Annotated in this window: 5 protein-coding genes; 1 reads left to right on the top strand and 4 read right to left on the bottom strand. The window is 41.3% G+C overall.

Annotated elements, in window-relative coordinates; translation table 11 throughout:
• Both PX484_RS11595 and PX484_RS11590 read right to left on the bottom strand, forming a co-directional pair.
• A partial coding sequence (locus tag PX484_RS11595) for a ParB N-terminal domain-containing protein (protein WP_502882733.1) occupies nucleotides 1–301 on the bottom strand: 301 nt, incomplete at its 3' end.
• A complete protein-coding gene (locus PX484_RS11590) occupies nucleotides 298–1,632 on the bottom strand; it encodes an AAA family ATPase (RefSeq protein WP_287767387.1) in 1,335 nt (444 codons plus the stop codon). The genes PX484_RS11590 and PX484_RS11595, both read right to left, overlap by 4 nt.
• A gap of 84 nt (nucleotides 1,633–1,716) precedes the next feature.
• Here PX484_RS11590 and PX484_RS11585 point away from each other — a divergent pair, with 84 nt between their 5' ends.
• The gene (locus tag PX484_RS11585) at nucleotides 1,717–2,130 is read left to right on the top strand and encodes a GAF domain-containing protein (protein WP_287767385.1); all 414 of its coding nucleotides are present in this window, start codon (nucleotides 1,717–1,719) and stop codon (nucleotides 2,128–2,130) included.
• Here the strand turns inward: PX484_RS11585 and PX484_RS11580 are convergent.
• On the bottom strand, nucleotides 2,127–2,897 hold the full coding sequence (locus tag PX484_RS11580; protein ID WP_287767383.1) for an FkbM family methyltransferase: 771 nt from the start codon (nucleotides 2,895–2,897) through the stop codon (nucleotides 2,127–2,129). The genes PX484_RS11585 and PX484_RS11580 overlap by 4 nt on opposite strands.
• A gap of 109 nt (nucleotides 2,898–3,006) precedes the next feature.
• Nucleotides 3,007–4,024, bottom strand: a 1,018-nt coding sequence (locus tag PX484_RS11575; RefSeq protein ID WP_288103920.1) for an NAD(P)/FAD-dependent oxidoreductase, incomplete at its 5' end; no start/stop codon positions are given.

The following is a 4,024-nucleotide window of genomic DNA, read 5'->3' as shown; positions in this document are numbered from 1 at the left end:
CTTCTCTTGCCAAAACTCTGGATATATTCCTAGCATCTTCTGTTCCATCGGCAATAATACACCAAATTCTTTCTAGTCCAGCCCTTTCAGCCACAGCATAAACAAATGAGTTGCCGATAACTTCATAGCGATCCTCTGATAATTCTTTGACGATTACAGGCAGCCAATTGCGTCCACCTGTCTGCTGTAATAGTTTGGCAGCAACTTCAATTAAAAAACTATCAGCATCGGTCCCATTGGTAATTTCTATTTCATCTAAGTAGAGATACTTCAAAGTACCAATATCGGTATATTCCATCATTGTAAAAAATACTCCTTTGCTAAGTCTTTGTAGTAGTCATGAGCGGAACGATTTTTATAAACGGCTGGCACGCGCTCAAAAGCAGCACTGGCTATAATAGCGTATTCTGGCAGGTGATGAATATGTAAATCTTTTTTGGCATTAGTGTATCTGGGATAAAAATAGGGTAAAAGGGTTTTGTCATTTTTTAGTATTTGATTAATTTCTTTTTGGGCAAGCTCTAACTGTGGTTGAGTAATCTTCTCACCGTTGAAAAAAATTGGTAAGGCTATGGGAGTCCCATCTTTTTTTAATTTTTGCATTTGCGGCAGAAACTCCTTGATGGCAGTGGCTGCATTATGAAGGGAGAATGAATTGTTATGTTTTGTCGGTAAGAGGACAACATCGGCAGCATAAACAGCCAGCCGGCTAGTAAATCGCCAATTGGGAGCTGCATCTATAAAAATGTAATCATATTCATATCTAGCTAAGTCTAATTTTCTATGGAGAGTGGATATTGTCATTTTAGCATTATACTCCAATTCCGGATACTCTGCCATTTTAGGCTCAGCAGGAACAACATCGAAGGTAATTTGTAGTTTTGAATTCTTAAAAGTATAGGGACGAATCACTGATTTTAGTTCAATATTGCGGTCAGTTAAAGTCTTTTCTAGTAGGCCATCTTCTGGTTCGATATTTAGGATAGATTTAGTTAAATCTCGTTGATTAAAATCAAAGTCTAAAACTAGAACTTTTTTACCTAAAAAGGCAAGGAAAGCGGCAAGATTTACGGTTGTGGTGGTTTTGCCTATACCGCCTTTATTATTGTAAACAGTAACCGTTAATGCTTTGGGAGTCTTGTCAATTTTTGTCTTGATCAGAGCTACAGTCTCATCAATGTTCTCAGGGGTTAGCTCTATGCAAGTAGTGGCAGGAAAAATGGTTTTACCATGTTTTCTAAATAACTGGATGTGTGAACTATTATTGATAATTCCCCATTGGGATGCTTGACACTTAGTCCCTAATAACTGACGCTTTAACTGATTGACAGTTGCCTTATAACTTGGACTATTTTCAGTTAGGTTAATATCTCTACCCTTTAACTCTATCAGCAGAAAAGGATTACTCTTTGTCTGCAAAAAAATATCGTTTGCTAGGTTTCTCCGAGTGGCAAAGTCGGTAATCCCACCGCCTCCCGTGTCGTACTGTGGGATTATCTCCGTGGTTGAAAATCCTAAATATGATATCAGGTAACGTGCAAAGTTGGTGCTAACGATCGCTTCCGACGCATCTTGAGGCAAATGCTGAAGATAAGATTTGAGACTTGTTACTCTGGGGGTGTTATCTTTCATTTGAGTTCACAAACTATAGACTAAAGTTAATGAATTGCTGTTTTTTTGAGTATAACACCCCATTTCCTCAACCCCTAAACCATTATGGAAAAATTAACTAATCTCGATCGCATTGCTGAAGAAATTTTAGGTTTAATTCCAACAGAAACGGTTATCATTGCCGAATTTGACGGTGATAGTATTTATTATCGCGCGGGTGCGGGTAAAAACACCGGGGCAATTGTGGGCAAAAGGGGTGATATTGCCACGTCGGGATTGTGTACGGTGGTTTACCGGGATAGTTGTCCGGTGGTGGTGGGACAAACTCTCGGAGATAATCGCATTCGTCAGGATATAGCGGTGGCTTTGGGGATAAAAACGGCTTTAGCTGTGCCAATTAGGGTTAATAATCGGTTATTTGGTGCAGTAATGCTTTTAAATCGTCTCGATGGTCAGGAATTGACCGATCGAGATAGTTTATTAGTGGAGGAATATCTTTGTTCTTGGCCAGATTTTTAGTAAAAGCGATTTTTGATCAGATTGGCATTGACGAATAAAGCGTTACAGTAAATTAGTCCTTCATAGGGATAGGGAGACCAATAGGATAAATCGTATAGACCATTAAAACGAAAGCCTTTTTGATACAATTGGTCGTAAATTTTTGTAAAAAATGTATGGCGAAAATCGGAGGGACGAAACCCAACTTCTGAAAGAATCATGGCAATTTTTCTTTCTTCTAGAAAATTGGTTGCTCCAGCTAAAACCTGTAGCTCATAACCCTCTGTGTCCATTTTAAGCAGGTCTATCCTATCTATCCCCTGAGCTTGACAAAAATTATCTAAGCTATCAATTGTAATTGCTTCTGTTTTGTCGGTGGATTGGCCTTGATTCTCGTCTATAGGCCGGTTTAAGGCCTCGGTGAGAGAGTTTTGTTGAGAATTAGAGTTTAAGATAATTGTTTTTTCTGAAGGTTGCTCGCCTAAAGCGATAGGAAAACAGCGAATTCGCTGATTATTAGCAAATTTTTGAGATAATTGGGTAAAAGTTTCCTTGATTGGCTCGAAACAAAGAATATCAGCTTGAGGAAATTTTTGATGAAAGTAACTACCTGTTTGTCCAATATTAGCCCCGACATCAAAAATAATCTTTGGTTGCTGGTGATGACAAATTCTTTCTATATCTGAGGCCACATCCCAACCAGCAGGGAAGGAATCGGGGGAAACTTTCTTGTAAGTCTCAAGACTCAATTCATGAATCAAATTTTTCAGCCGGCTTTTAATGCTCATAATTGTTTTGTAAATTAGGAGGGTAATTGATACAGTCAATATAGCAATCGAAGGGACAAGTAACTAGAGTAAAAAAAGTCACTTTAATTATCCTCTGTCCCTGCAACTGTTACTCAGAAATGAGGGATAAAAGCGGTTGGGTAATCCAGTTGAATGCTACGGCGATTTGATGGTTAAGGGTGGGCAGACGGTAGAGATAGACTAAGCGACGGGTAAGATGGGCAAGGGGACCGGCTAATTCTAGTCCTAAACCGCTAATGGTAGCTTCATCGACTCCGAGGGTCAACATTTCGCCTAAAGGTTGATAACGGAAGGGCAAAGCCGGTTTATCGTGGAAACTCGCCCAAATATTCCAAGCGCAGTAGTCGGACTGTTGAAGGGCCACTTGGGCCGTGGCAGCGTATGGTTTATCCTCTTGGTCGCGACCATCGGCCGCATCGCCGATCGCGTAGATGCTGGGGTTTTCGACAGTTTGTAAATATTGATTAACTTTTAGTAATTTGCGCTCATTATGTGCTATGGGCAAATTAGCGAGCAGTGGGGAGGCGATCGGACTAACGGTCCAGAGAATTAGATCAACGGGGATATTGTCGATCTGTCCTTTGTAGTCAAGGGAGAGGCGATCCGCTTGGATGTCGGCGACGGTGGTTTCTAGGTCTAACCAAACTAGACGTTTTTCTAGGGCTTTTTTGGCGGTGTCGCGGTTAAATTGGTTTGAAGGGCCAAGTATATCGCTATTTCTTTCGATCAGACGAATTCTTCCCCTTTCTCCGAGGCGATCAGCCAGCTTACAGGCTAATTCTACGCCGCTATAACCGCCCCCGATAATGGCGACCCGGATTTTATCGCGATCGGATTGTTCTAGGGTTTTGAGTCGATCCCGAAGACGATAGGCATCCTCTAGACTACGAAAGGGGATAGCGTGGGTTCTGGCCCCGGGTAGGAAGTCAAGGGAAGATTGACCACCGAGGGCGATCACGAGGCGTTCATAGCATATATCGTTTTGATTGTCAAGGGTTATTTTATGATTATTAACATCGATCGCCGTGACGGTTCCCTGTTGGAAGTCAACGGGGGTATTAGCGAGCAATTCGCTGAAAGGGGGAGCTATTTCCCAGGATTGCAGT

It is taken from the genome of Microcystis sp. M49636_WE2, from assembly GCF_030065375.1.
Lineage (GTDB): Bacteria > Cyanobacteriota > Cyanobacteriia > Cyanobacteriales > Microcystaceae > Microcystis > Microcystis aeruginosa_C.
This window is presented reverse-complemented; position numbering and strand designations above follow the sequence as displayed.